At 48.6% G+C, this 24,176-nt stretch carries 23 protein-coding genes; 7 read left to right on the forward strand and 16 right to left on the reverse strand.

Annotated elements, in window-relative coordinates:
- Nucleotides 1–108: 108 nt before the first annotated feature.
- The 8 genes from LKE53_08190 to LKE53_08225 all read right to left on the reverse strand — a co-directional run bounded on the left by LKE53_08190 (nucleotide 109) and on the right by LKE53_08225 (nucleotide 7,123).
- Entirely contained in the window at nucleotides 109–891 is a 783-nt protein-coding gene (locus LKE53_08190; protein ID MCH3972724.1) for a ZIP family metal transporter, read from the reverse strand.
- Between the two features lie 240 nt (nucleotides 892–1,131).
- Nucleotides 1,132–3,201 carry a heavy metal translocating P-type ATPase gene (locus LKE53_08195; GenBank protein ID MCH3972725.1) on the reverse strand — a complete coding sequence of 690 codons (2,070 nt, stop codon included), beginning with the start codon at nucleotides 3,199–3,201 and terminating at the stop codon, nucleotides 1,132–1,134.
- Between the two features lie 74 nt (nucleotides 3,202–3,275).
- Nucleotides 3,276–3,557 (reverse strand): DUF6110 family protein, encoded by a 282-nt coding sequence (locus tag LKE53_08200; GenBank protein ID MCH3972726.1) that lies wholly within the window; start codon nucleotides 3,555–3,557, stop codon nucleotides 3,276–3,278.
- A 91-nt stretch (nucleotides 3,558–3,648) separates the two neighbouring features.
- Complete coding sequence (locus LKE53_08205) at nucleotides 3,649–4,602, reverse strand: AraC family transcriptional regulator (GenBank protein ID MCH3972727.1); 954 nt, start codon at nucleotides 4,600–4,602, stop codon at nucleotides 3,649–3,651.
- A 190-nt stretch (nucleotides 4,603–4,792) separates the two neighbouring features.
- Nucleotides 4,793–5,437 carry a methyltransferase domain-containing protein gene (locus tag LKE53_08210; protein MCH3972728.1) on the reverse strand — a complete coding sequence of 215 codons (645 nt, stop codon included), beginning with the start codon at nucleotides 5,435–5,437 and terminating at the stop codon, nucleotides 4,793–4,795.
- Nucleotides 5,418–6,002, reverse strand: a complete 585-nt coding sequence (locus LKE53_08215) for a class I SAM-dependent methyltransferase (protein ID MCH3972729.1) — start codon at nucleotides 6,000–6,002, stop codon at nucleotides 5,418–5,420. The genes LKE53_08210 and LKE53_08215 overlap by 20 nt, the downstream gene beginning before the upstream one ends.
- A gap of 66 nt (nucleotides 6,003–6,068) precedes the next feature.
- Nucleotides 6,069–6,854 (reverse strand): class I SAM-dependent methyltransferase, encoded by a 786-nt coding sequence (locus tag LKE53_08220; protein MCH3972730.1) that lies wholly within the window; start codon nucleotides 6,852–6,854, stop codon nucleotides 6,069–6,071.
- A gap of 71 nt (nucleotides 6,855–6,925) precedes the next feature.
- Nucleotides 6,926–7,123 carry a hypothetical protein gene (locus tag LKE53_08225; protein MCH3972731.1) on the reverse strand — a complete coding sequence of 66 codons (198 nt, stop codon included), beginning with the start codon at nucleotides 7,121–7,123 and terminating at the stop codon, nucleotides 6,926–6,928.
- Nucleotides 7,124–7,352: 229 nt separating this feature from the next.
- Between LKE53_08225 and LKE53_08230 the strand changes: the two genes are divergently transcribed.
- The gene (locus tag LKE53_08230; protein ID MCH3972732.1) at nucleotides 7,353–9,116 is read left to right on the forward strand and encodes a nitrite/sulfite reductase; all 1,764 of its coding nucleotides are present in this window, start codon (nucleotides 7,353–7,355) and stop codon (nucleotides 9,114–9,116) included.
- A gap of 154 nt (nucleotides 9,117–9,270) precedes the next feature.
- Here the strand turns inward: LKE53_08230 and nagZ are convergent, their stop codons facing one another.
- The 7 genes from nagZ to LKE53_08265 form a co-directional block, all read right to left on the reverse strand.
- Nucleotides 9,271–10,614 carry a beta-N-acetylhexosaminidase gene (gene nagZ, locus LKE53_08235; protein MCH3972733.1) on the reverse strand — a complete coding sequence of 448 codons (1,344 nt, stop codon included), beginning with the start codon at nucleotides 10,612–10,614 and terminating at the stop codon, nucleotides 9,271–9,273.
- A gap of 329 nt (nucleotides 10,615–10,943) precedes the next feature.
- Complete coding sequence (locus tag LKE53_08240) at nucleotides 10,944–12,770, reverse strand: ABC transporter ATP-binding protein/permease (protein ID MCH3972734.1); 1,827 nt, start codon at nucleotides 12,768–12,770, stop codon at nucleotides 10,944–10,946.
- Nucleotides 12,763–14,526, reverse strand: coding sequence for an ABC transporter ATP-binding protein/permease (locus LKE53_08245; GenBank protein MCH3972735.1), 1,764 nt, complete (start codon nucleotides 14,524–14,526; stop codon nucleotides 12,763–12,765). The genes LKE53_08240 and LKE53_08245 overlap by 8 nt, the downstream gene beginning before the upstream one ends.
- Nucleotides 14,527–14,611: 85 nt before the next feature.
- The gene (locus LKE53_08250) at nucleotides 14,612–15,031 is read right to left on the reverse strand and encodes a MarR family transcriptional regulator (GenBank protein ID MCH3972736.1); all 420 of its coding nucleotides are present in this window, start codon (nucleotides 15,029–15,031) and stop codon (nucleotides 14,612–14,614) included.
- 341 nt (nucleotides 15,032–15,372) lie between these two features.
- Nucleotides 15,373–16,683 carry a glycoside hydrolase family 27 protein gene (locus tag LKE53_08255; protein MCH3972737.1) on the reverse strand — a complete coding sequence of 437 codons (1,311 nt, stop codon included), beginning with the start codon at nucleotides 16,681–16,683 and terminating at the stop codon, nucleotides 15,373–15,375.
- A gap of 321 nt (nucleotides 16,684–17,004) precedes the next feature.
- Complete coding sequence (locus LKE53_08260) at nucleotides 17,005–18,030, reverse strand: alpha/beta hydrolase (protein ID MCH3972738.1); 1,026 nt, start codon at nucleotides 18,028–18,030, stop codon at nucleotides 17,005–17,007.
- A gap of 344 nt (nucleotides 18,031–18,374) precedes the next feature.
- Nucleotides 18,375–18,953 carry an amidohydrolase family protein gene (locus LKE53_08265; GenBank protein MCH3972739.1) on the reverse strand — a complete coding sequence of 193 codons (579 nt, stop codon included), beginning with the start codon at nucleotides 18,951–18,953 and terminating at the stop codon, nucleotides 18,375–18,377.
- A gap of 464 nt (nucleotides 18,954–19,417) precedes the next feature.
- Here LKE53_08265 and LKE53_08270 point away from each other — a divergent pair, with 464 nt between their 5' ends.
- The 6 genes from LKE53_08270 to LKE53_08295 all read left to right on the forward strand — a co-directional run bounded on the left by LKE53_08270 (nucleotide 19,418) and on the right by LKE53_08295 (nucleotide 23,690).
- Complete coding sequence (locus LKE53_08270) at nucleotides 19,418–19,840, forward strand: hypothetical protein (GenBank protein ID MCH3972740.1); 423 nt, start codon at nucleotides 19,418–19,420, stop codon at nucleotides 19,838–19,840.
- Nucleotides 19,841–19,972: 132 nt separating this feature from the next.
- Nucleotides 19,973–20,812, forward strand: coding sequence for a hypothetical protein (locus LKE53_08275; GenBank protein ID MCH3972741.1), 840 nt, complete (start codon nucleotides 19,973–19,975; stop codon nucleotides 20,810–20,812).
- Complete coding sequence (locus LKE53_08280; GenBank protein MCH3972742.1) at nucleotides 20,809–21,552, forward strand: hypothetical protein; 744 nt, start codon at nucleotides 20,809–20,811, stop codon at nucleotides 21,550–21,552. Before LKE53_08275 ends, LKE53_08280 begins: the two co-directional genes overlap by 4 nt.
- Complete coding sequence (locus tag LKE53_08285; protein MCH3972743.1) at nucleotides 21,549–22,370, forward strand: hypothetical protein; 822 nt, start codon at nucleotides 21,549–21,551, stop codon at nucleotides 22,368–22,370. The genes LKE53_08280 and LKE53_08285 overlap by 4 nt, the downstream gene beginning before the upstream one ends.
- Nucleotides 22,367–23,017, forward strand: coding sequence for an ABC transporter ATP-binding protein (locus LKE53_08290; GenBank protein MCH3972744.1), 651 nt, complete (start codon nucleotides 22,367–22,369; stop codon nucleotides 23,015–23,017). Before LKE53_08285 ends, LKE53_08290 begins: the two co-directional genes overlap by 4 nt.
- Before the next feature lies 1 nt (nucleotide 23,018).
- Nucleotides 23,019–23,690 carry a hypothetical protein gene (locus LKE53_08295; GenBank protein ID MCH3972745.1) on the forward strand — a complete coding sequence of 224 codons (672 nt, stop codon included), beginning with the start codon at nucleotides 23,019–23,021 and terminating at the stop codon, nucleotides 23,688–23,690.
- Between the two features lie 204 nt (nucleotides 23,691–23,894).
- Here the strand turns inward: LKE53_08295 and LKE53_08300 are convergent, their stop codons facing one another.
- Complete coding sequence (locus tag LKE53_08300) at nucleotides 23,895–24,164, reverse strand: hypothetical protein (GenBank protein MCH3972746.1); 270 nt, start codon at nucleotides 24,162–24,164, stop codon at nucleotides 23,895–23,897.
- Nucleotides 24,165–24,176: the final 12 nt, after the last annotated feature.

A 24,176-nucleotide genomic window follows, 5' to 3' on the forward strand; every position in this document is an offset into this window, starting at 1 on the left:
TTCAACTTCGTTTAGCTCCAAATAGACACAAAATGCAAAGCAGAAAGGCCCAGACAAAAACCGACCGATCGAAAAAGCGGGCTTTTTTTGCACAGTTTTAGACATTGTTTAGCCCAGTGCCACATCTAAAGCCATCATCACGGTAAAACCGACCGCAAACAGCAGTGTGCCAAGATTAGAATGTTCTCCCTCCGACATTTCTGGAATCAGCTCTTCTATGACGACATACAGCATAGCGCCGGCCGCAAAGCTGAGCAGGTAGGGCATTGCCGGAACAATTAGGCCGGCGGCAAGAATGGTAAGCAGAGCGCCCACCGGCTCTACAGCGCCGGATAAAACGCCGCCTAAAAAAGCTTTTGGCTTCTTCATACCCTCAGCGCGCAGCGGCATAGAGATAATGGCGCCCTCCGGAAAATTCTGAATGGCAATGCCAATGGAAAGGACAAGCGCACTCATAACAGAGATATGGCTGCTGTCTGCCAACCACCCGGCATAAACCACACCAACCGCCATGCCCTCGGGGATATTGTGCAGAGTGACAGCCAAGACCAGCATAGTTGTCCGCTGCAGACTCGTTTTGGGACCCTCCGGCGCAGTGGTATTCTGGTGCAGATGCGGAATAACATGGTCCAGCAAAAGTAAAAACAGAATGCCTGCCCAAAAGCCGGCCGCCGCAGGCAAAAATGACCACTTCCCAAGAGATTCCGACTGCTCAATCGCCGGAATCAAGAGGCTCCACACCGAGGCTGCCACCATAACGCCGGCCGCAAATCCTGTGAGCGCCCGCTGCAGCTGGCGACCCATTGCGTTCTTCATAAAAAAGACACAGGCCGCACCAAGCGACGTTCCTGCAAAAGGAATGAGGATGCCTTTCCACACTTCTATATTCAATATTTTTCCTCCCCGTTTGTACATTTCCTTTAGTCTATCACATTTTCACTTCTTTTTTCTATAGAATTTTGATATGAAAAAGAGACCGGCAGAAACCCCATTTCACAGGCACGGAACGGGTATTTCCGGCGTTTTTCGCTGCCCGCGCTTTGCTGTGTTTTTTTCTGTACAAAATCTGAAATGCCCTGATACCACAAAAAACGGGGCCGAAAACCGGCTCCGTTTTTGCTGTCTTGTGTGTTATTCTATCAGGTTTGTCATACTGTGCAGGCTGATAACCAAGGTGGAAAGATTGTGCAGCAGCGCCGAAGTTGCCGGCGGCAGCACCCCCGCCACGCCCAGAGCAATCAGCGCGGAATTAAAGCCGATAATGATACGGTAATTCTGCCGGATACGCGCCATCAGCGCGTCGCTCAGAAACTTGAGCGTCACCAGTGAAAACAGGTCATCCGACGAAATCGTAATATCCGCTACTTCCCGCGCAATGGCTGCGCCGTCAGAAATGGCAATGCCGGCGTCTGCCTCGGAAAGGGCCGGCGAGTCATTGACGCCGTCCCCGACCATGATAACCCTGCGCCCTGCTGCGTGCTCTGCGCGGACAAAGGCTGCCTTGTCTTCCGGCAGGACTTCCGCATGCAGTTCATCTACGCCTGCTGCCTTGGCAACCACCTTAGCGGTACGCTCATTGTCCCCGGTCATCATGACGACCTTATGTATACCCAGCTTATGCAGGCTGTTGACAACTGCGGCAGCTTCTTCACGAAGCGGGTCTTCAATGCAGATAACCGCGGCAAGCTGCCCCGCAATAGCAAGGTATAGGTGGGAGTATTCATCGGGCAGTGTGTCAAAACGCGCCTGCTCACCCTGCGGCACTGTGCAGCCCTCATCTTGAAAGATAAAGTGATAGCTACCTATCAGCACTTTTTTATCATCCACTTTACTAGAAATGCCGTGTGCGACAACATACTCTACCCTTGAGTGGCGCTCCTCATGGTGCAGGTCACGGCGCTTTGCTTCCTGCACCACAGCCTTTGCCATAGAATGGGGATAATGCTCCTCTAGGCAGGCGGCAAGCCGCAGCATTTCATTTTCGTCCTGCCCACCAAAAGGAATCACCTTTGCCACCCTAGGCGTAGCATGGGTCAGGGTACCCGTTTTATCAAATACCACAGTCGAGGCTTCAGAGACAGCCTCCATAAAGCGGCCGCCTTTAACCGAAATGTTGTGAAAGCTTGCTTCCCGCATGGCAGAAAGCACTGCCAGCGGCATGGAAAGCTTGAGCGCACAGGAAAAATCCACCATTAAAATGGAAAGCGCCTTTGCTGTATTGCGGGTAATCAGCCAGGTCAGCACTGTGCCGCCCAGACTGTACGGCACCAGCCGGTCTGCCAGATGAGAGGCGTTGTCCTCGGTAGCAGATTTCAATTTTTCGGATTCTTCAATCATGTGAACAATGCGGTCATAGCGCCCGCTGCCGCAGTTTTTATCTACAGTGACAACGCATGTGCCCTCTTCGACCACCGTACCCGCGTAAACATAGCTGCCAGAAGCGCAGCGCACCGGCATGGACTCACCGGTAATGGAGGCCTGGTTGACAAGCGCCTCACCCGAAACCACCTTGCCGTCCAGTGGAATCATGTTGCCCATGCGCACGACAATTTTGTCACCCACCTGCACATCGCCCACAGGCACCAGTACCTCCTGACCATTCGTCAGGGCCCACACTTTTTCCACATTGAGCGACATGGTGCGCGCCAGGTCCGCTACAGATTTCTTGTGCGTCCACTCTTCCAAAATTTCGCCGATACTCAGCAGGAACATAATAGAAGTGGCAGTTGCCATATCTCCGCGTATCATAGAGACCGTAATGGCGGTCGCATCAAGTACAGAAACTTCCAGCTTCCCTTTCAGCAGTGACTGAATTCCTTTTTTAATATAGCCAATCGTCTGAAACGCCGCGATTGCCAGGCGAATCGGCATGGGCAGGAAGAGAATGCTGACCGCGCGCCGCACTGCAGTGAATACCAGCCGGTCTTCATACTGCCGATTGAGTGCCCGCCCGGTTTCCTCGGGGACAAGCGACGCGCTTTCTTCATAAGAAAAAGCTGACAGCGCATCAATAACCGCGCCGCGCACGCAGAAAAAGCGAATAACCGCATCACCTGTGCGGTCGTATACATGAACGTCTGTGACACCGTCCACTGCTTTCATATAGTATTCCAGAATATCCGCTTGAGAAAGCGTCATGTGCGGCTGCATCACACGCACGCGAAGCCTTCCGCCGGATTCGTGCAGTATCTTGCATTTCATAGGGTTTTCCTGCTCCTATCGATGATTTGAGTAAAAGAAAGAAGCCGCCCGCAGGCGGACTTCTTATGTAATCTTTATTCCGCGGCGGGCTCTTTTTCGTGCTTGGCGGCGCGGTCTTGAATAATTTTATCCTTTTCGTCAGCATACAGCTCATTGCGGGCTTTCGCGTCAGCAAAAATATCCCCGCAGTCTTCTTTAATATCCGTCAGTTCGGTCATAATGGCTTCTTTTTCGCGCAAAACAGCGGCAGTAACAAAAGAATAGACTTTTTTTGCATCTCGGCTGCGCAAAATCTGATAACCCAATGTTGAGAGCAGTGCACCCCCGACTACAAGTTTAATTTTTCCCAGTTCCATACCATTTTCTTCCTTTCGTGTTGGTTTCTAATGATTATATTAGAAAACGCAACTTGGTTTCCACTCCATTCGGGCATTTGTCCGCGCATACCTAAGATGACTGCTCCCGGTATTTTTTCGGAGAAACCCCCATCACATCCCGAAAGGCCCGCGCAAACTTGCTGCCGTTGTCGTAGCCTACCTTTCCGGCAATCTCCATTACATTCTGATCGGTCTTGCTCAAAAAAGACGCGGCCGCCTGCATTTTCTGCGTACGCGTGTAGGCATAGACCGAGTCGCCGTAGACCCCCTTAAAGCTGGTTTTCAGCTGGGTTGCAGAAACATGAAAGATGGCAGCCAGCTGCTCTATGGTGATGTGTGCATCCAGGTGTGCGGTAATGAATCTACAGACCTGTTTTGCCAGCTGTACCTGTGCCCCAGTGTAATATTTCTGTGGAGCAGGGTCTATATCCATGCCGCTTAAAAACAAAAGAAGTTCCAGAACTTTCACTTTATAGTACCCTTTGCGAATAGAACTCGGAACCGCGTACAGCTCGGAAAAGATGTGCTCTAGACAGGGCTTTGACCGCATGACACAGCACTCGCTTCCGCTGCAGAATTTTCTGCTCAGCGCGGAAAGCTCGACATTAACATCCTCTAAAAAGCAGGAAAGGCTATTTGGCGCATATGCCGTATCAATAACAATGGTAATGCCGGAATAACGCCCGCCGGGAAAATAAGAGTCATGTGCCGCGTCATCTTTTCGGTTGATGGCAACGTCGCCTTTGGACAGATACAAATATTCGTCCTTAAAGGCACACTCAATGCGGCCTTCCCTGCAGTGATTGATTTCCATAATATTGCCGGTTTCCGCATGCTCAATGGAGCATTCCTGCGTATCTACATCATTGTAAGTCAGCTGAATCCCGGGAAACACCTGGTAGGTAGTCATCACCGCATCACCGAAGAGGTTGCGAATCCGGTAGACGGTGCTGTCTGCACTGCGGGTGACAATCTCGACATTGCCGCCGTAAAATTTTTTTTCCTCTTCCGTGGCCGCGATCATGGCCGTTTTTCCCAGCGGCCGCACAGCCGCCCAAACACCCAAGCCCCGGCGCCGCCCAATACACAAAGCAGAAACATTGCCGCAAGTCCATAAAGAACGGATTCCATTGCTTCCATACTGAATTTCTCCTTTGGCGCTGTATTTGCCGCCCGCATTGCCTTTTCAAATTGCCGATCACCTGCAAAGGTTTTTACGGCAGCGGCTTTCTGCACACGCAGTGCAGACGAAAGCCCTCGCGCTGCTCAAAGCGCTCCAAAATCATACCGCTATTTCTGCAAAGACCCGCGATTTCTTTTTCATTGTAAACGTGCACGTCGCCCGTGTGCAGAAAAAGGTTGAAAAGCGGCAGCTCAACATGATTCCATACCCATTGCATCGGCACAAAACCGGTTGTCATATCCCGCAGAATCAGCCGTCCGCCCGGGCATAGCACACGGAAAACGCTGTCAAAAAACGCCTGCGGGTGTGGGTAATGGTGAAAGCTCATAGAACAGAGAACCGTATCAAATGAATTCCTTGCAAACGGCAGCATTTCGCAGTCCCCGGCAAAGATGTGTTTAAGTCCCTTTCGTTTGGCCACCTCAACCATTTTGGGGGAAAGATCAATTCCTGCGTATTGTTTATCGGGGTATTTTTGTTTTAAAAAGAAAAGCATCGAACCCGTGCCGCACCCCGCATCTAAGACACGCCGGAAAGGTTCCTCTGCCAATTCTGCTGCAAGGTTAGGGTAATCTTTGCGGCACATGTTATAGACACTGGGGCTGCTGTCATCGAATTTCTCTGCCGCCTGGTCAAACTCGTGTATTGTCAGTGTTTTATACTGCCGGTCTGTCATGCTGCAAAACCACCTCTTCTTTCGTTATTGCACAGCACAGCGGCGCGGGGCCGCCACCCAGCAGAGGAGCTTCCACCGCAGAAAATCCATGTGCATGCAGGTATTCTAAAAATTCTTCCGCATTCCATTTTGCATGTATCCAGTTGTTTTGCTTCATCAACCGTGTCCGCAGACAAAAGGCAGCGCCCTCTCTGCGGACAAACGTAGGCGCAATCAGTAGCCCGCCCGGCTTTAGCACTCGCTTGATTTCCTGCAGCGCTTTTTCCGCACGCGGCATGGTTTGCAGGGCGTTGGCTAGCAGCACCGCGTCAAAACTGTACGGCGCATAAGGCAGGTTTGCCGCATCCTGTACAGAAAAGTGCAGTCGGCAGGACCCGTGGCGCTGCTTTGCTTGGGCTATCATAGCCGGTGAAAGGTCTGTTGCCTCCCAAAGGTGCGTGTAACCCGCTAACGAAAAGGAAAGCTCCCCTTTCCCGCAGGCAAGTTCCAGTATATTCATGTACCTGCTGAGATACGGACGAATTTTCAAAACAGCTTCTTCACAAAGGAATCGGCTTCTTTGCATGGCCGGGCTGCACAGGCGGGCATCTTGAAGCACCCGGTGATTTCCGATATGCACTGCAACTCTGCCTCACTTTCTGCCATAGAGCAGGCCCATCTGTCCTAGGACCAGCGGCGTGTTGAGAAAAGCCGGGGCATATGCCGGGCGACGCATATCCACAAAATGCAGTTCCTCTGTGTCGGGCTTCAGTTCCTTTACAAATTTATGGATATCTCCGTAGTGGCTCCGCGCAAAGAAAACATCCTCAAAAACGAAGTATCCGCCGGGCTTTACAACACGCAGGGCTTCACGCACCAGAGCCAATTTATCCGGCTGTGTTTTTACCTCGTGAAAAACGAAATTGCTGACCACAGCGTCGAACGCACCATCGGGAAAGGGCAGATCTGCCGCGTCGCCCTGTACAAATTCTGTACGGCGGGACACCCCTTCTGCACGTGCATTGTTTTCGCACAGTTTTTTGCTGTAATCCCACGCCGCACCCCAGTAATCAATACCGGTAACTTTCACGTCCGGAAAGTGCTTGGCCGCCTTAATGCTCATGGCTCCGCTACCGCAGCCGATTTCCAGCAGACTGCCCTCGCCGCTCCACCCTAGGACATCAAGGTAAGAGAGCACCCCGTCCAGCACCTTTCCCTGTACACCGCCGCCCTCGTACGAAAGGGTGCTGCGGGCTGCAGCCATATAAGCGGCAAAGGCACAGGCGGCAACAGCCAAGGCCAGAAAAAGGACACCGTACCATGCAGCATAGCCGGCAAACCAAAAAGCGGCAGCCGCGTCCACAGCAAACAGAGCGGCTGCAATGCCGCCCGACAGCGGTATCCATTTAGATACCCAATTTGCGTAATCTGCTTTCATACAGACCAGCCCCCTTCCCACAAAGATACTTTAAGCAAAAGCGTGCCCTGCAGAATTTCCATCTGCCCCGCTCACGGCTTTGCCGCTGTTTCGTGCTCTTTTTCGCTGGCACAATACGGGCAGCTGCCGCAGTGCCCGCTGCAACCGGACCCGCCCTTACTTTCTGTTTTTCCGCTGCACTCGGCGCAGGAACCGTGCTTCATCACATGACGCACCGCCAGCACAACCAAAGCAGCGATGCTAGCCGTAATCAAAATTGTTGCAGCCATAAAAGGCCTCCTTTTTCTATTGCGCGGTATTTCCGAATGGTCCGCAGCAGCCTTGACGATTTTTACTGCCGCATGGATTAGCCTTATCTAACTATTAAGTAGTTTAATACCTCTAACTGCTTTTGTCAATCGGTTTTGCCCGGCTTTGCAAAATTTAGTTAGATTTTTCTAACTCGCACCGTGATTCCTTGTAAAGTTGGTGCAGTTTGCCTGCAAAGCACAGGCACAAATGAAATTCTGTATTGATTTTGCAGGAAAGACAAATACTGAAATCAGCCACGCCGCAAGCTGTAAACGCATGGAAAAATACACCCAAATCCCTGCCTTGTCCGGTGTAATTGCCACAGTTTTGGTCGTCATTGCGGTTATACAAGTGATATGTTACAATGGGAAAAACGAGTATCCGCCGGTCGCCGGCGTAACAAAAGGAGTTACCAATATGATAGAATCAATTCCTGCAAAAACCTGGAAAGCCGACTTGCCGGCGTTTCGGGAACAGACCGCTGCATTTTATAAAGGGAAAGTAAGCATCGCCGCATACAAAGGGTTTTCCGGCTATTATGGCAGCTATGCGCAAAAGGGCGGCAAGGCCAGTATGCTGCGCCTGCGCATGCCTGCAGGCCGCGTGACAAAAGACAAGCTTGCCTTTATAGCGCAAGCGATACGCGACTATCAAGTGCCGCGCGTACACTTTACAACTTGTGAAACCATACAGCTGCATGACCTAAGCCAAGATACTGTGTGTGCTTTAATGGAAAAAGCTCTTGATGCGGGCATTGTTCCCATTGGCGGGGGCGGCGATTTTCCGCGTAATGTGATGTGCTCGCCGCTTTCCGGTACAGAGCAGGGCGAATACTTTGACGTAATGCCCTGGGCACTGGCCGCGGCCCAATACCTCATGCACTTCATCAAAGCAGAAAAAATGCCGCGTAAACTGAAAGTCTGCTTTTCCAACTCACCGGCAAATGTGGACCACGCCACTTACCGCGACCTGGGCTTTGTCGCACGCAAAGACGGCAAATTTGACGTCTACAGCGCGGGCGGGCTCGGCAACAATCCGCGCTTTGGCGTGCTGGTGGCAGAGGGCGTACCGCCCGAAAAAATTCTGTATTACATTAAAGCCATGTGGCTGAATTTTCGCGCACACGGCAACTACCAAAACCGCGGCAAGGCCCGCACCCGCTATATGCAGGAATCCCTGGGTTCCCTGGAAGCGTACCGGAAAGCGTTTTTAGAAAAGCTCGAAGAAGTCAAGGTTTCCGGGGAGGATTTGGGCCTTGCTGTACAGCCGGAGTCCCTGACAAAACAGGGCGATGGCACCACAGCCGCCGGCCCGCGTGTAACCAAACAGAAACAGCTGGGCCTGTATACAGTGGCATGGCACCCGCTGGGCGGCAAGCCCGCACCGGAAACATTCTGTGCGCTTTCTGACCTGCTGCAGGGCATAGACGCCGCAGAAATGCGCCTTGCGCCGGACGAAACTGCCTATCTCATTAACCTGACCGGCAAAGAGGCACAGCAGGTGCTAAAGCTGACCGCTGGCGATACCGCACAGAGCCTGTTTGAAACCTCTGTAAGCTGTATTGGCGCAAGCATCTGCCAGGTCGGTCTGCGCGACTCGCAGGCACTGCTGGCGGCCTGCGTAGAAGCCGTGCGCGCAGCACACCTGCCCGACGGCGCACTGCCGCAGATTCATATTTCCGGCTGTCCGTCCTCCTGTGGCTCACACCAAACCAATGTCATTGGCTTTCGCGGTGCTGTCAAGAGAGTAGATGGCAAGCCACAGCCCGCTTTCCTGCTCTGCGTAGGCGGCTGTGCGCTGCAGGGACACGAAACCATGGGCCGCGAACTCGGCACAATTATCGAAACAAAGATTCCGCAGTTTTTGGTAGAAGTGGGCAAAGCCGCGGCCGCCGCTGGAAAAGGCTTTGCCACATGGTACGCGGAAAACCCCGCCGCTCTGGAACAGATTGCGGCACCATATCTGGCATAACAAAGAAAAAATTCATGTAAAGTTTGCAGACGCTTTTCCCGCCGCTTTCTTTACAGCAGTTTTCCATACAAAAAGGTCTCCTGACGCAGCTTTCTTTGCGACAGGAGGCTTTTTGGGCCTAAAAGAATTTTATGTTGGCAAATACAGGTGCCGCTCAGCCAACCTGCGCGACAACTTGCTGATGTTCGCTGCAGCCGAGCAGACTTTCCCTGCCCAACGCCCTTTTCGAAAACAGATTGTATTTCTTTTTCAGTGCAAGAATACGCTCGACAGATTGATTGAGCCGCTCCTGTGAAATGCTGCCGCTCTTCACAGCTTTCAATACAGCCGTATAGGCTGCCTGCGGGTCCTCCGGCATTAAAATCATGTCGACCCCTGCGTGAATCGCGCGGACAGCCGCCTCGCCGGAAGAATAGTGCTGTGCCACCGCACCCATGTCCATCGCATCGGTAATCACAACGCCGCTGTAACCAAGCTCTCCGCGCAGCAGCCCCTGCACTACCTTAGACGACATGGTTGCCGGGGTACTGTCGCCGTTTATTTTCGGCAGACTGATATGTGCCACCATGATCATCTCTGCACCGGCTGCCGCCTGTGCTTTAAAAGGCACCAACTCCGTCTGCCGCAGCTGCGCCAATGTTTTATTAACCGCTGCATAGCCGGCGTGGGTGTCCGCAGAGGTATCCCCATGACCCGGAAAATGCTTGCATACCGGAATGACGCCCTGGCTACGGATGCCGGCACTGACCGCAGTGGAAAATGCCGCTACTTTCTGCGGGTCACTGGAAAAGGCACGCGTACCAATCACCTTATTTTGGGGGTTGGAAAAGACATCGCAGTCGGGCGCAAAGTCCAGGTTAAAGCCAAACACAGTCAATTCGCTGCCCAGCACTGCGCCTACCTGCTGTGCAAGGGACGTGCTGCCGGTCTGCCCCACTTTCCACATGGTGGGCACCGCTGTGGCGTGAATGCTGCCATTTGCAGAAACGCGCTGCACCTTGCCACCCTCCTGGTCCACCCCGATAAAGGGAGCTGTGGTACAATCTGCCTGGATATTTTGAATCAGCCTGCGCAGCTGTGCGGTCGTATGTACATTTTCTTGAAAGAGCACTACGCCGCCCGGCTGAATGTTTTTAATTGTTTTGCGCGTTACATTGTTGTAGGTATACAAATTCGTTCCGTCCGTGTCGTGCCGAAAACAAAGGAAAAACAGCTGACCTACTTTCTGCTCTAAGGTCATGTTCTGTACGGTCTGCGGCGCGGCAACCGCCCAGGAAGCTGCCTGTAAGGCATCTGCCACAGAAGCAGCTGAAGATACCTGTGCAGATGATGCTGCGCTGCCTGCGGGCACCGCCGCAGAAGACACATCTTGTGAAGATACCGGCGCTGAAGAAGCCGCTGCCCTGCTGCTTGAGGAAACCTGCCCCGCTGTGCTGCAGCCTGCTGCCACACACATGGCCAATGCTGTATATAAAATGGACCGAAACTGCTTTTTCATTATTACTCTCTCCTGTTCCAAATTCATCTGTCTGCTTCCAGTATAGCCGGATTTTACAGGAACAGCAAGTGCAGAGGGGCAGGCTGCAACCATGGAACTGCACCCAAAATGGGAAGTGCAGATAATTCCAGTGAAAAAGATTTCTATGCGAACGAAACAAAAGAACCATTTTATCTGATTCTTTCAGGCCAGCTTTCATGAGCGTTCAACACGAAAAGGCCGGCCTGCCGCAGAGAAAGCATTGCGGCAGACCGGCCTTTTACAATATACCAATGCACAGGCAAAGCCACTCGGTATGTCTTTCCTGTGACAATTTTTGCTGCTGTGTTTTAGGATGCTTTGTCGAACTGGCTGTTGTACAATTCTGCGTAAAAGCCGCCTTTTGCAAGCAGTGCGGCATGGGTGCCGCTCTCTAAAATGTCGCCGTCTTTCAAAACCAAAATCAAATCTGCATTTTTGATTGTCGAAAGCCGGTGCGCAATCACAAAGCTGGTGCGGCCCCGCATCAGGTTATCCATTGCCCGCTGCACCTGCAGCTCTGTGCGTGTATCTACGCTGCTGGTTGCTTCATCTAAAATCAGCAGCGGGGCATCTTTTACCATAGCGCGGGCAATCGTCAGCAGCTGCCGCTGGCCTGCGGAAAGACTGGCATTGTCATTGAGCACCGTGTCGTAGCCGCTGGGCAACTGCTGAATCAAATCCGACAGTCCCACCGCACGGCAGACCTTGTCGAGTTGTTCATCTGTGACATTTTTCTGGTTATAGACAAGGTTTTCACGAATTGTGCCCTCAAACAGCCATGTATCCTGCAGCACCATACCGAACTGTTCATGCACATTTGCCCGTGTGACCGCCTGTATGGATGTACCATCAATCGAAATACTTCCGCTGTTGACCTCGTAAAAGCGCATTAACAGGTTGACCAGCGTTGTTTTTCCGGCGCCGGTGGGGCCGACAATCGCGATTTTCTGTCCCGCGTGCGATGCAGCAGAAAAGTCATGGATGATTTCTTTTTCCGGTGTATAACCGAAAGAAACATGGTCAAAAGCAACGTCCCCATGCACCGCCTGCAGGTTTTCCTTTTTTTCCGTTTCGGGCTTCATTTCCGTTTCGTCCAAGAAATCGAACACCCTCTCGCAGGCAGCCGCCATGCTCTGCACACTGGTCGCGGCCTGTGAAATATTCTGTAAAGGCTGGGTGAACAAACGAATATACAACATAAAAGCAACAATGGTGCCGAAAGAGATTTTCCCCTGCACGGCCAATACCGCGCCCGTAATGCAAACGACCACGTAAGCAAGGTTCCCGATAAAAATCATCAGTGGCTGCATGAGACCGGAAAGGAACTGGCTTTTCCATGCGCAGGTGTAAAGTGTATTGTTCATTGTGTGGAACTCTTTGCGTGCAGCTGTTTCTCCATTGTAGGCTTTTACAACGTTGTGTCCGCCGTAAATTTCCTCAACATGCCCGTCGATTCTGCCGAGTTCTGTCTGCTGCCGGGCAAAGTAGCCCTGTGATTTCTGGATAATCATCATCATAAAAGCGAAGCCGAGCAGCGCGGCCAAAATGCCGGTCACTGCCATAATCCAGTTGGTGGCAAACATCATGATAACGCTGCCCAAAAGCAGGCAGATAGACGAAACCAGTGTGGAAAAGCTTTGGTTCATTGACTGGCTCACCGTGTCAACGTCATTGGTAACCCGGCTGAGCACATCCCCGGTGGTATGGGTATCAAAATATTGCAGCGGAAGCCGGTCGATTTTCCGTGCGATATCCCGCCGCATATTCTGCGTAACCCGCTGCGATACCGTTGCCATCAGCCACCCCTGCGCATAATTAAAGATAAAGCCCAGCAGGTACAAAACCGCAAGCAGAGCCGCAATATGCACGATAGCCGCGATATTTATGTGTGACGAGAGCCCGTCTGTAATCAAATTTGTAATTTTGCTCAACTGCCCCGGACCGATCAGATTCAGCACCGCACCGGCCAAAGACAGCACCGCTGCCGTCAAAATCATTCCGCGGTATTTGCCGATATAATGCAGCAGATTCGCATATGCCTGCTTTAAATCTCTGCTTTTTTCCACCGGTGCCATTCCGCCGCCGGGCATGCTGTTGCCCGGGTTAGAGCCGGGGCGCATTCTTTTCTCAGACATTTTTGAGTTCCTCCTTTGAGAGCTGCGAAGCCGCAATTTCCTGATAGGCAGCACAACTCGACAGCAGTTCCTCGTGCGTTCCTTTGCCCACCACACGGCCGTGGTCCAGTACAAGGATCTGGTCCGCGTGGCGAATGGTGCCGATGCGCTGTGCTACGATTAGTTTTGTTATATCTTTTGTTTTTTTAGACAAAGCATGGCGCAGTGCACGGTCTGTCTTGTAGTCAAGTGCAGAAAAAGAATCGTCGAAAATTAAAATTTCCGGCTTTCTGGCAATGGCACGGGCAATGGCAAGGCGCTGCTTCTGTCCGCCGGAAACATTCGTACCGCCCTGCGCAATTGCAGCATCATAAGTGCCCTCCATCTGCTCCACAAAGTCCGTGCTCTGTGCAATGGAGACCGCTTCTTTTACCCCTTCTGCAGAAATATCTGCGCCCGCTTTTTCTCCATAAGAGACATTGGAGCAGACAGTACCGGAAAACAAAACTGCCTTTTGCGGGATATAGCCCAATTTGTCGCGCAGCGCAGCCTGCTGATACTGCTTTACATTGATACCGTCTACAAGCACTTCGCCTTTTGTCGCGTCATAAAAGCGGGGAATCAAGTTAATCAGCGTGGATTTTCCGCTGCCTGTCGCGCCGATAAAAGCGACCGTTTCCCCCTTTTTTGCCTCAAAGCTGATGTCGGTCAACACATCTCCGCCCGCGCCCGGATAGCGAAACGACACATGCCGAAAGGCAACCGTACCGGTGCAGCCCTGTTTGCCCTGTGTATCCGCTCCATCTGTAATATGCACTTTTGTATTGAGGACTTCTGAAATGCGCTTTGCCGAAACCTGTGCGCGGGGCAAAAGAATGAAAATCATATTTAAAAGCATGAAGGCCATAATGACCTGCATCGCGTAGTTGGAAAATACAACCATCTGCGAAAAGATTGTGAGCCGGCTTGCTGCGCCCGCCGCCTCGATCAGGTAGGCGCCAATCCAGTAGACCGCCAGTGTAAGGCCGGAATTGATGAGCGTCATGCCAGGCGACATGATTGCCATTACGCGGTTGGCAATCAAATTTGTCTGCGTGAGTTCGTCATTTGCGTTTCCAAATTTGTTCTGCTGGTAAGCTTCTGCATTATAGGCCCGTACGACGCGGATGCCGGTTAAATGCTCGCGCGTAATCCGGTTTAAGTTGTCTGTCAGCCCCTGAATCCGGCGGAAACGCGGCACAGCGAAAATAAGAGTCGCCGCAAGCATTAAAATCAAAACAAAAACTGCGACCGCTGTGGCGGTTGTCCACTGCCAGCTTTTCCCCGCAATTTTAACGATGGCCCATACCGCCAAAATCGGGGCTTTGACAATGGCCTGCAGCCCCATGGCGACCAGAGTCTGTATCTGCGTAATGTCGTTGGTCGTGCGGTTAATCAGGCTTGCTGTCGAAAAGCGGTTGATTTCTTCCATGGAAAAATCCAGCGTTTTGTCATAAACTTTTCCGCGCAGGGTCTTTGCAAGCCCAGCTGCAACTTTTGCAGCCAAATACCCCACGACCATAGAGGCCGCCATGCTGCCCAAAGCGCAAAGCAGCATATAGCCGCCCTGTGTCAGGATAGCTGACATAGAGCTGCCCTTTGTCTCGACCAATGTTGTAATATCGGACATATAGTCGGGCAGTTTTAGGTCCAGCCAAACCTGTACCACGATAAAGCACATGCTCAGCGCAATCATGCCCTTTTCCTTTCGGGTAAAGTACTTCATAACCTTTCCCATTGCTTTGCTCCTTTATATTTAATACTATTATATTCTATTAGTGTTAGCTTTTTGGCAAAAGAGTACCGGCCTTTACCGGTATTTTTTACTGATGATTCTTTGCTAAAACAGAAATTTTTTTCATGAGGCGCAAATACTCTGCGGCGTCCTGTTCCCCTAAGTCATGCAGAAGATCTGCCATATCTTTTTCGATTTCTTCTTTTCTCTGCTTTGCCACCTGCCCGCCGCTCTGCGTGACTGATACAAAGACTTTTCGCCGGTCAACGGAATCATGCGAACGAATTAGGTACTTTTTCTTTTCCAGGCTATTTAAAATATTGGCAATACGTGCACTGGATAAATCGAATTGAGCAGAAAGCTCAGAAGGGGTTGTGCCCGGGACAGCGGAAACATAGCCCAACACGGCCATTTCTCCCTGCGTGACTTCCTGTACGCGCCTGCTGGGTCCGTGCTGTAAAATCCGCATGTATTCCATCAGCTCTGCAGCTGCTTTTTGATAATCCATCTGTGTTCCCCCTTTCTATATATCTATTACTGATAGCTACTAGTATAAGCATTTTTAAGGAAATGTCAAGAGGAATTCAAATCTTTTTCTGTTTCTGCGTAAAAAATCCTGCGCAAAAATGACATGCTACATGGAAACAGCAAAAAGGAAGACACTGAAAAGGCGTTCCGCTTGTTGTTTCCTTTCTGTTTGATTGCTTGCAGAATGTATTTGCAAAGCAGTATACGATGGCTTAGTGCAGAGCATTTTTCCACCGGAGTGTATTGCAAGAAAGGCCGGCAGTAAAACTGCCGGCCTTTCTATTTAGAATATTAGAATGGAAAATTCTTGCTGAAATGTGCTTATTCGATGGTCTGCAGGCCGGTCAGCTGATACAAAGCCGCCCCGTGCGGCGGCAAAGCCGCCGAAACCGTATCCTTTATAGTACCCAAATCCCGGTGTGCCCACAAATCCCGCACATCTGCCTGCGCCAAAGAAATTTCGGACAAAGGAGACGAAACCTCCGCCGCTGTGTCACTCAGATTAAAGAGCGCCAGATAGCGGCTGGTGCCGGTGTCTTCTGTACTGGTCCACACCACGTGTTCTTCGTCCCGCGCCAGCTGACACACGTTCTCTGTATGCCCCAGCAGGTGCATTACTTCAGCATTTGTCAGCAAAGACAGCGTCCATTCGTCACAGTCCGGCAAATTGCCGCCCATCATCAGCGGCGAGCGGAAAATGCACCACAGCGTCATCATGGTTACCTGCTCTGCCCGGGTAAAGCGGGTCCTGCGGTCCTGATGAAAGCCGATGCCGATGCGCCCCAGCGGCAGCATGTCACAGTCCGGCCAGCAGCCGGCAGACACGTGTTTCTGCCACACTTCACAGCGCTCAAACATTGCTTTCAGCAGGTCCCAGTCGTCCCAAAAGTCATCAGTAATACGCCACATGTTGGCGTTCTTTTCCAAGTGCCACGCTTTTTCAATCACCGCCGGCCCCGGCGAAAGGCTGAGCACCATCTGCCGCCCGCTGTTGTCTATGGCACGGCGGATCATTTCAATTTCTTTTTCTGCAGAGTACGGCTGAGTTGGATACATATTGGTGTTACAGATATCATCTACCTTGACATAGTCGACACCCCAGTCAGCATACAGCTGAAAAATAGAATTGTAATACGCCTGCGCGCCCGGGCGGTCCGCGTAAAGGCCATACATATCTCCATTCCAGCGGCTGATGGAAAACGGATTGGCAACCTCATCGGCTGTACAGTTCCCGCCCAATACCGGCAGATGCGCATGAACTGCCTGCCGCGGAATGCCGCGCATAATATGGATACCGAATTTCAGCCCCATAGCGTGTATTTTCCCCGCCAGCGGGGCAAAGCCCCTGCCGCCTGCAGAGGACGGAAAACGGTTGACCGCAGGAATCTGCCGGCCGTATTCATCCAGCGTTAAGTGGGCAAAGTTTCGGTATTCCCGGGGGCCTGTGCCGGCCTGTGGCTCTGACCACTGGATATCGCAGACAATATATTCCCACCCAAAGGGTTTTAAGTGTTGTGCCATATAGGCGGCGTTTTGCACAAGCAGGTCTTCTGTAGCAGTGGCAGCCCAGCAGTCCCAGCTGTTCCAGCCCATGGGTGGTGTCATGGCCGCTTTATCTTTGTTTCTCAACATTGTTTGTTCCTCCCGTTGTCTGCAGTCTTTTGTGTTTCGGGCCGTCAGTCCGTTGAAAAAGGCTGTATTTTCAGAATCAATTTTCTTGAAAATTTATTTATAAATCTATCTCAAATTTCACGATAAAGCAAGCAATTTGATGATTCTTTTCAATAAGTTCAAAAAGGCCCTGCAAACTCAAAAGAATCTGCAGGGCAAAAAAGTGTTTATGATTTTGCAGAAAAATTGCCATATCGGTGTAAATACATAACATACACCTGGCGGGGATGCCACACACCTGTAGACAGGAATATCCTATTTTCTTGGCACACGGCTTCGGATTTATTCGTGAAAATACTGAATCATTTCCTGACTCCAGCCTGCAGCTGAAGTAGCAAAGGCCAAATTGCACCCATGCTCTCCAGCAGGGTACAGCTCAAATTGGTGCAAGACGCCGGCTGTCTCCAGCGCTTTGGCAAACCGGACTGAATTAGAGGGCGGAACGCAGCTGTCATCCGCGCATGTCCAGAGGAATGTTTTCGGATAGTCCGGCGTAACAAGCCGCTCCACGCTCAGCTTATATTTTAATGTTTCGTCCCCATTGGTAAGGTTTTGAACGCTGTCTTCGTGGCATTCTTTGATGCAGCTGATAACCGGATACCCCAGACATATTTTATTGGGCCGCAGGGATACGGAAGTATCTTCAAATTGATGATACAGTGCACCCATGGAAGCACACAAATGCCCGCCTGCCGAAAATCCCATCAGCATTAAATTCTCCGGGTCTATTTCGTATTCTTCGGCATGGTTTCTGACATACCGAATTGCGAGGGCCAGGTCTTCCTGCGGTGCAGGGTAGGCATTCGGGGCAACGCGGTAGTTGAGCACAAAAGCGCCGTACCCCTTGGCTTCCATAAACTGAAGCACCGGGTTGCCTTCTCCGCTGAAGCACACTCTTTCGTATGCACCACCGGGGCATATAATAACCGCCGGCCTTTTACTTTTCTTGTACAAAAACCTTTCCTGCCTAGGGGTTGGCGACAACAGAAAGACAGACTCTTTCTTTCCACCCGCACTCTTTGCGGGCGTCCAGTCACATCTTTCATTCCAAAGGGAAATGCAGCGTCTGGATTTATGGTCTAGGATATCAAGAATAACATCGACCGCCGCTAAGAGCTGATCGATGACCGCCGAAAACGGCACACCCCAGCTGCACACAGCGTGCTGTTCAACATAAGCCAGCGGCAGATGGTACATTGCCTTTGGAATCATCTCTAAATTGTCTTCCTGAAAAAGGGTTTTCAGATAGTCCAGCATTTCCGGATATGCAAGGATATCGTTCATACAGTTGTATTTCGTAAATCTCATGGCTTGATTGCTCCTCTTGCCGCAGTTTAAATTTCGTTTGTATTCCATTGTACAGTACAAAACGTCAGGTGGCAAGTTGGAAAACATACAAAAAGCGCTCAAATTGCAGCACTGGCTCAGCATGCCGTTTCTTTGGGAGGGCACTTCCGTTAGAAATTTTTATAACACACGACAATTTGCTTGTTGCATAATAGTTGCATAATATAAGAATTAAAACAGGCACTGAAACCGCATTTCCAAGCAGTTTGAGAGCCTGTTTTGTATAAAAAATGACTAAAGCGGCATACACACTGACAACTAAACTTTTAAAATGCGAATTCTACTTGTTTCTTTTTCTGTACATTTTAAAATTTCAGATTTTTCTCTGCCGGTTTTGATTCCAACAATTTTTTCCCCTGCTTATAGGAATATAATACCACTGCATGGTTATTAAGCGCCTCATAAAAATTGGGCGCATCTAAAATAATAAAGTTTGCCGGATTTCCCACTTTAATACCGTAAGACTCCCCCAAATGCAGCGTTTTAGCTGCATTGTAGGAAATGAATCGATAAGAATCTAAAATATCCTGATACCCAAGCATGTGGCAGATGTACAAGCCCATAAATACAGCGTCCCGCATACCACCGTCACCCAGCGGATTCCATGGATCGCAAATGCTGTCACACCCAAAAGAAACATTGATTTTTTCCTGTGTCAGCTCTTTTACCCGGGTTACACTGCGCCGCTTCGGATAATTATCTGCTCGGCCGCCCAAGTGAACATTCACGCATGGATTTGCTACGATGTTGATATGTGACATTTTTAAAAGCCGCATCATGTATCCATTGTTATACGAATGCATGGCTGTAGTATGACTGGCAGTAACACGGTCCCCTAATCCCGATTCATAAGCGCGCTGTATGGATACGCTGGTAATTTTCATTTCCAGCTTTGTGCAGTATGCGGCGCTTGGCCGTCAAAGTGCAATTCGGTACATCTGTATGTTTTGCGGAGAATCCGGATTGCATTGATAAGCATGGAATGAAAAACTTGCAGATGCACTGGCTGCAAAAGAAAATTACGAACAAGACATACAGGAAATCCGCGTCACCAGAATAAATACATATAATTGGTAAAAAATAAATTACCAGCACTTATTGATTTAATATTAACATTTTATCAAAAAAATAATATAATTGTTTATACATATTAGGGAATAAAATTAATTATTTACAATTACTATCATATAAAAATTTCCAATAATTTTCAATTTCTATAAATGTTTTATGAAAGGGGTGAGTCCTGTGCAGTAGCGAAAATGAGCTTGTTATCTCAAAGCGCAAATTGCATGTACAAAATTATACGTGTAAATCAAATTTACACATCTCAAATAATGGAGGATTTATCATGAAAAAAAGTGCAAATAAAATAATCGCATTATTAGGTGCTGGCGTATTTGCTGTTTCATGCGCTGCTGTTCCTACATTTGCGTATACAAAATGGACTGCATCCCTGCCGAGTTGGCAAAGACAAGTTGATTGTCAAACAGGAACAAAATCAACTACATATGCTGCAAATAAACAAGTCGATGTCAGTGTGTGGAAAACCGCAGGATATTCAGATCGTTGTACATTTTTGGTAAGAGCATATTATGGTGGTCAGTATCGCAATGTAAGTGCCGAAAGAACGGTATATGCTTCAAACGGAACGGTTCCCCTGATGTTAACTGATTCGAATGCAACAAAGGGCGTTCAGCTTGTACTTGTGGGAAAGAATCCGAAGCTCAATACGTCCAACATATCTTGTGCAGGTACTGTTGATTTCCATTAAGGCTGTGCACGGACAAAATCCGGCCACGAGTTTCTGTGGGCCGGATTTTATTTTATAATAAGGATTTTGAACCATTCATCTAATTTCATTATGGGTATTGGCGCGTAATTTTCAAAAGTATGGAGATGTGAAATGCTAAAAAAATTACAGAAGACTAATCTCAAAGTTTTATTTAGAAACCGACGGTTTTACATTGTGCTGTGCGCGGTACTGGTCTATACTATGATTCCTGTGCTGGCGATGCTGGCAAAACTATACAAGACAGATGTGGGAACGCTCTCTGCTGCTTTTGTATATTTTGGTCAGGCACAGGTCAATGATTTGTACAGCTTCGACAGCTTCGGACTATTTTATTTGATTCTTTTTCCTTTCGCAGTTTCACTGGCTTATTCCGACTGTAATTTTGCAGAGAAACAATATGGAAGTGACTGTATTACAATTACAAGAGTAGGACGATTCAACTATTATACGGCACAATGGATAACGGTTTTTATCGCGGGTGCGTTAGTCATATGGATTCCCCTTGTAATTGAAAAATTAGTATTAATGACTGCGATTCCATTGGATTCTCTGAAAATCACACCCTTCTATCCATTGAATCCGTATACTGCTTTTTCTTATTTGTTGTATTGGAAACCATTATTCTACAACCATCCGTATGTTTACTTCTTTGTTTATGATTTGATAACGGCATTTTTTGGGGGGATTTTTGCGCTGCTCTCTTATGCACTTTCTATTCACACAAAAATGAACCGCTTTTTGATTTTAACCGTACCCGGTATTTGCTACATAGTTACTGGTATTCTTCTTGGCAATTCATATCAAGTATATATGCCTTTCTGCTGGATTATACCGCCTTTTAGGGCAGCAGACACAAAGTTGAACTATCTCATATGCGGTGCAGTTGTACTTTTTCTCTTTGACTTAGCAGCGTTGCTTGGAAAAATTCATGTCAGGCGGGATGAATTATGATACTTCGTACGCTTGTAAAAATCTATTATCGCAACCGGTCTGTTTGGGCTGTGTTGCTTGTACTGCTAGCATTTACGGCGCTGGGGATTTTTCGACCCAATATACTGGTTCAGTTTGGTTGGGAACAGAACCCGAAGTTTTATATTGCCAACTATGCATCGTTTTTCTTTTGGTTCACTACCGCAGCACTTTGCTTCCCTCTGTTTTTAGTTTTGCTGCAGCCGCAGATTCATTTTTTTGAGCAGGAAACTGTTTTTTTTAGATTGTCCTCGAAAAGAAGATGGTGGTTACTGCGGCTTGGTTGCGCGGCGGTAAGCGCCATACTATATGTTGTTCTGCTATATGTCTTGATGTTTGTCCGGGCAGCCGCCTTTGGGCAAATGGCTCATTATGCGCGAAATGCGTTGTTTTTTCTGCAGGCTTTTGTGTCGCAGTGTATAACTTACACCTTTCTGGCATTTGTGTATCTACTTTTTGCGCAGATATTTTCCAGCCGTATTCTGGGCTGTGTAATTAGCTACGGTCTAATCCTATATGATTATGTAATATTGATGGGCGGTCTTGACGGATTTGCCTCATCGGGAGTTTTACAGGCAATTTCTGTGAGGATGGAAACCAGCAGCTCCTATGGGATAAACTTAGTAAGAATCCTCATTTACATTGTTGCAGTCATCGTAATTGGTATGCTGCGCTGCCCCAAATACGACTGTCTTCCCAAAGAAAAGGGGGAGCAAAAATGAGTTGGAAAAGGCTGATGTCACAAAGCTATCGTTACCTGATAACCGTTGTGGCCTTTCTTCTGCTACTTGTTCCTAATGTGGGACTTATCCGCCAGATGAACGGCAGCTTGGAGCTTTATTTTTTGGCGTGCTATGGCGGCATTTGTGATGTAACAGATATGCTGGGTTTTTTAAATATGCGGTGGATAATACTCAATGTGGTGTCAGTTTATATGCTTTCCAACCTTTTTATGGAGGACTGCCGCATTAGCTATGTGTATGTTTTTACGCGTTCACAGAAAAAGTCGAGGTGGCTTTTTCGGCAGATGCTCCATTTGCTGGGAAGAACCTGCAGCACTTTTGGGCTGCTTTTCATTGTTACCTTGCTACTGGGTGTTTTTAATGGACTGAAACCGCAAAACAGTATGCATATGGCAATTTTACTGTTGGTGCTGTATGTGCTCAATACAGGCACGGTATTCTTTTTCGCTTTCCTGCAAAATGCTTTTTCTCTCAAATCAGGAAGTGCGGCTGCATTTATCATCACTTTACTCTTTTATTTCGTTCCCGTTTTTATCGGCTGCGCACTTTACAAGGATGCTTCATCGCTGGTGCCCCTGTACATATTGCTGCCGGGTGCCAACCAAATGCTCCTGTGGCACACACTTCCGTTTACAATTTCCGGTCAGGAGACGTTTGGAATTGTGCCGGTTCCTAATGCAAGTGCGGGAGGCTGTATTTGCGCAATTATCCTGTGGTGTATTATTTGTTATTGGCTGTATCGCCAGTGGTTTTACAAGCAGGACATGATTTCATTGATGAAGGAGGAACAAGGATGAGCGTTACAGTAGAAGTAAAAAATTATACTAAAACAATTAAAGGACAAACCGTTCTTTCAAATGTGACTTTGCAGTTGGAAAGCGGTGTTTGCTATGGATTATATGGTCATAATGGGTGCGGAAAATCTATGCTTATGCGCGCGATTGCAGGACTAATCTGCCCTACAGAGGGCTGTGTGACTGCGTTTGGAAAGGATTTAAATAATTCCAATTCTTTCCCGGACAGTTTGGGACTGATTATTGAAAACGTTGGTTTCTGGCCTTATTTTACGGGACTGGAAAATCTTAAATTACTGGCTTCCATCAAAGGGGAAATTGGTGAGCCGGAGATTCGGGATGCCATTACACGCGTGGGACTTGATCCGGATGACCGGCGGGTCTATCACAAGTACTCTCTGGGTATGAAACAACGGCTGGCTATCGCGCAGGCGATTATGGAAAAGCCAAAATTAATTTTGTTGGACGAACCTACCAATGCATTGGATGAAGACGGCGTTGCATTGATTCGAAAAGTTGTGCAGGAAGAAACCGAACGTGGTGCAACCGTTTTAATTGCCAGTCATAATCGTGAAGATTTAACCACTTTATGCAGCCAGTTCTTTAAGATGAATGCCGGGAAGGTGCAACCGGCAGAAGGTGTGGCATAATATGAAAAATAAATGGTATCTACTTCCCCTTTCCTTTGTGCTCGCCTGTTTTATCTTTGCGGCAGTTGTTCGGGTGTCCTGCCCAAGTAACCTGTTGAACCACGCACAAACGTATACCTACAATGCGAACGCAGAGGATACAACGTCATTTTTAGAGGGAAAGGGTTTTCACACCGGTGCAGACCTTGTGTCAGGTTCTGATATTATTGTGCAGGGGAAATGGTCAGGCGAGCGAAAAGCAACCAATGACGCACTTTATACCCCTGTAAACGTGGAAAAAGTGAATAAAGGGAGTGCTTCGTTAGTAGGAAAAACAATTTTGGTTGTGCAGCAGATAAATATAATTGAAAATAATGAGCAAGCATTTTATTATGACGCAGCGCAAAATGCAATGATTCCATTGCAAAAAGATATCAAATATTTATTGCTGCTCAAGCATGTACCGTCAGATGCATCAAAAACTGTGGACTCTATGCAGTATTATCCTGTCAGTGAATCTGCATTTGGTATCTATCGATTATCTAACAAAAAGCAACCACGTGTTTTAAAATCTACAGAAGAAATAATTCACTTTAACGAATTACAAGATTTTGACCTGTATACCTCAAAGCAAGCACAGCTAGACAAGTATTATAGATATAAGGCGGACGTTTTTGCAGCAATACATCAATAACGTTTAACAAATTAGTTATGATGTATAGTGTAACCTGAATTACTGGAGAATAGTATGTTTTGTTGTGTGGAAATTATTATCGGGACAAAACACTGAACCGATAAGTGCACCAGAAACCACGGACTTAAACACAACCGTTAAAAGACAATTATAGAATTTATCAATACACTAAATATTTACAGCACGTTAGAATTGCCTGTACTTTCACACCCCAAAGTACAGGTTATTTTTATATGCAAACGGCTGTTCCTGTTCCAATTCCGCACGTTGGATAGCTGTTTGCAGCTGCTTGTACGCCTGCTGCGCTTGTTCTGTTTCACGGGTAAAACTGACTGCTTTTCGCAACGAGGAAAGCGCGCGGATCGTACCAAATTCACAATTCAAATGGTAGAGCCTGAATTCTTCGTATACACGCCCTTGCTTTGGGATACGAGAAATTTTCATCGTCAAATAGTGACGGAAGAACGCATCCATAACGTACCCTGT

The sequence above is a fragment of the Oscillospiraceae bacterium genome, assembly GCA_022483045.1.
Taxonomy (GTDB): Bacteria; Bacillota; Clostridia; order Oscillospirales; family Acutalibacteraceae; genus Caproicibacterium.

Bases quoted from the DNA above. Each gene is read 5' to 3' on its own strand.
- LKE53_08215 (MCH3972729.1), bottom strand. From the start codon at position 6,002: ATGCAAAGAAGCCGATTCCTTTGTGAAGAAGCTGTTTTGAAAATTCGT.
- LKE53_08260 (MCH3972738.1), bottom strand. From the start codon at position 18,030: ATGAGATTTACGAAATACAACTGTATGAACGATATCCTTGCATATCCG.
- LKE53_08250 (MCH3972736.1), bottom strand. From the start codon at position 15,031: ATGGATTATCAAAAAGCAGCTGCAGAGCTGATGGAATACATGCGGATT.
- LKE53_08195 (MCH3972725.1), bottom strand. From the start codon at position 3,201: ATGAAATGCAAGATACTGCACGAATCCGGCGGAAGGCTTCGCGTGCGT.
- LKE53_08230 (MCH3972732.1), top strand. From the start codon at position 7,353: ATGAAATTCTGTATTGATTTTGCAGGAAAGACAAATACTGAAATCAGC.
- LKE53_08285 (MCH3972743.1), top strand. From the start codon at position 21,549: ATGAGTTGGAAAAGGCTGATGTCACAAAGCTATCGTTACCTGATAACC.
- LKE53_08265 (MCH3972739.1), bottom strand. From the start codon at position 18,953: ATGAAAATTACCAGCGTATCCATACAGCGCGCTTATGAATCGGGATTA.
- LKE53_08225 (MCH3972731.1), bottom strand. From the start codon at position 7,123: ATGGCTGCAACAATTTTGATTACGGCTAGCATCGCTGCTTTGGTTGTG.
- LKE53_08300 (MCH3972746.1), bottom strand. From the start codon at position 24,164: ATGGATGCGTTCTTCCGTCACTATTTGACGATGAAAATTTCTCGTATC.
- LKE53_08240 (MCH3972734.1), bottom strand. From the start codon at position 12,770: ATGTCTGAGAAAAGAATGCGCCCCGGCTCTAACCCGGGCAACAGCATG.
- nagZ (MCH3972733.1), bottom strand. From the start codon at position 10,614: ATGAAAAAGCAGTTTCGGTCCATTTTATATACAGCATTGGCCATGTGT.
- LKE53_08245 (MCH3972735.1), bottom strand. From the start codon at position 14,526: ATGGGAAAGGTTATGAAGTACTTTACCCGAAAGGAAAAGGGCATGATT.
- LKE53_08295 (MCH3972745.1), top strand. From the start codon at position 23,019: ATGAAAAATAAATGGTATCTACTTCCCCTTTCCTTTGTGCTCGCCTGT.
- LKE53_08290 (MCH3972744.1), top strand. From the start codon at position 22,367: ATGAGCGTTACAGTAGAAGTAAAAAATTATACTAAAACAATTAAAGGA.
- LKE53_08205 (MCH3972727.1), bottom strand. From the start codon at position 4,602: ATGATCGCGGCCACGGAAGAGGAAAAAAAATTTTACGGCGGCAATGTC.
- LKE53_08200 (MCH3972726.1), bottom strand. From the start codon at position 3,557: ATGGAACTGGGAAAAATTAAACTTGTAGTCGGGGGTGCACTGCTCTCA.
- LKE53_08255 (MCH3972737.1), bottom strand. From the start codon at position 16,683: ATGTTGAGAAACAAAGATAAAGCGGCCATGACACCACCCATGGGCTGG.
- LKE53_08275 (MCH3972741.1), top strand. From the start codon at position 19,973: ATGCTAAAAAAATTACAGAAGACTAATCTCAAAGTTTTATTTAGAAAC.
- LKE53_08210 (MCH3972728.1), bottom strand. From the start codon at position 5,437: ATGACAGACCGGCAGTATAAAACACTGACAATACACGAGTTTGACCAG.
- LKE53_08220 (MCH3972730.1), bottom strand. From the start codon at position 6,854: ATGAAAGCAGATTACGCAAATTGGGTATCTAAATGGATACCGCTGTCG.
- LKE53_08280 (MCH3972742.1), top strand. From the start codon at position 20,809: ATGATACTTCGTACGCTTGTAAAAATCTATTATCGCAACCGGTCTGTT.
- LKE53_08270 (MCH3972740.1), top strand. From the start codon at position 19,418: ATGAAAAAAAGTGCAAATAAAATAATCGCATTATTAGGTGCTGGCGTA.